This window comes from Beijerinckia sp. L45 (genome assembly GCF_009765775.1).
GTDB lineage: Bacteria > Pseudomonadota > Alphaproteobacteria > Rhizobiales > Beijerinckiaceae > RH-AL1.
This window is the reverse complement of sequence record NZ_LMUU01000186.1, coordinates 1-256: the sequence shown is the minus strand read 5'-3', so window position 1 is coordinate 256 and position 256 is coordinate 1. Positions and strand designations below refer to the sequence as shown.

Genomic DNA, 256 nt, shown 5'->3' with positions numbered 1-256 from the left:
GCACGTGCGCCTCATCCGCGACAACGTCGTGGTGCACGAGGGCATGCTGTCGACGCTCAAGCGCTTCAAGGACGAGGTCAAGGACGTCGTGGCCGGCCAGGAGTGCGGCATGGCGTTCGAGAACTACAAGGACATGCGCGTCGGCGACGTCATCGAGTGCTACACGGTCACGGCGATCCAGCGCTCGCTGTAAGGTTATCTCCTTCTCCCGCTTGCGGGAGAAGGTGGCCCTTGCGTCAGCAAGGGTCGGATGAGG

The 256-nt window shown here is 63.3% G+C and carries 1 protein-coding gene; it reads left to right on the top strand.

All coding sequences use genetic code 11. The features are described from left to right. Positions 1-193: hypothetical protein (locus tag GSQ79_RS20365; RefSeq protein WP_158810506.1), on the top strand; the 193-nt coding region annotated here is incomplete at its 5' end. Positions 194-256 lie beyond the last annotated feature (63 nt).